The organism is Acinetobacter sp. 228 (genome assembly GCF_048147885.1).
The window spans coordinates 1-1001 of the sequence record NZ_JAYWYV010000654.1 but is presented as its reverse complement, the minus strand read 5'-3'; the positions used below and the strand labels follow the sequence as shown (position 1 = coordinate 1001).

Here is a 1001-nt window from a genome sequence, read left to right as displayed (position 1 = left end):
ACTCAAGTTTTGATAATGCTTTTGCTCATTGCTGCGCGATTATTAAAGTCAGTGGTGGTGAGTTTGCTGAAGATATGCTCAAACTTCTGAACAAGCCAACTGATGAAGTTGAAGAAGAAAAGCCTTTAGAAAATGAAGTTGAGAAATCACCTCAGGTTAATACTGAAAAAACAGTAATTGAAGAGCCTACTAAAGATTTAAAAGAGGATCTCGATAGTGCAATTGTTGTTACTGAGGGGCCTTATGTTTCATCATCCGAGGATCTGTTAGTTCCAGAAACTAACGAGCCTAAAGTAGATCCAGAATATCAGCAAACCCTAGATACTCTTCTACAGCGTGTAAAAGAGTCAAAAACACCTGCAGAAGTAAATGCGGTTTATCGTTATACCCGCACATGGGATGACGAACAAATGAAGCCTATCCTTCTCGCCACTCACAAACGTCTTGAAGAGCTAGAAAAAGAAAAGGCATCTGCTAATGAGCCACCCTCTTTAATGGTTCAAATCCAAACTGCACCAGACCTTACAACGCTAGATGCTTTGGAAATAGACGTGGCTGCACGAGATCCGCAGATTCAACCGAAGCTAATGGGGTATGTGAGAAAACGCCGCTATGAATTAGAGAATCCTACACCTACTCAACCTGAAGCTGATCCTGATTATCTATTAGTGGACGGTTTCTAACATGAAAGATCAGTACAAGAAAGTGAGCCAAAAACACATGCTTGGTTTTATGTACTACTTGCAATTGCTGGGCTACGTAATAGTCCGGCAAGGCATGGATCAAGCAATGTTTCTAACCAAGCATTATGCGGTACCAGTCGCTTGGCGCCGTATAACTATCGACTATCACAACCGGTTAAATAAACCAGCTCAACAACTTTATAAAGAGTTTGTTGAGTGGACTAAAGAAGAATATTTGAGGGCTTAAAAATGGAAGTAAGAATTAAATCTGTAAATGGCTCAAGTCCTTTACCAGCAAATTTACAAATGGATGTTGTT

2 protein-coding genes are annotated in these 1001 nt (G+C 40.2%); both read left to right on the top strand.

Annotated elements, in window-relative coordinates; all coding sequences use genetic code 11:
• On the top strand, positions 1–683 hold a 683-nt coding region (locus VXQ92_RS21625), incomplete at its 5' end, for a hypothetical protein (RefSeq protein ID WP_416683129.1).
• A 1-nt stretch (position 684) separates the two neighbouring features.
• Complete coding sequence (locus VXQ92_RS21620) at positions 685–930, top strand: hypothetical protein (RefSeq protein WP_000654847.1); 246 nt, start codon at positions 685–687, stop codon at positions 928–930.
• The last annotated feature ends 71 nt before the right edge of the window (positions 931–1001 follow it).

Bases quoted from the DNA above. Each gene is read 5' to 3' on its own strand.
- VXQ92_RS21620 (WP_000654847.1), top strand. From the start codon at position 685: ATGAAAGATCAGTACAAGAAAGTGAGCCAAAAACACATGCTTGGTTTT.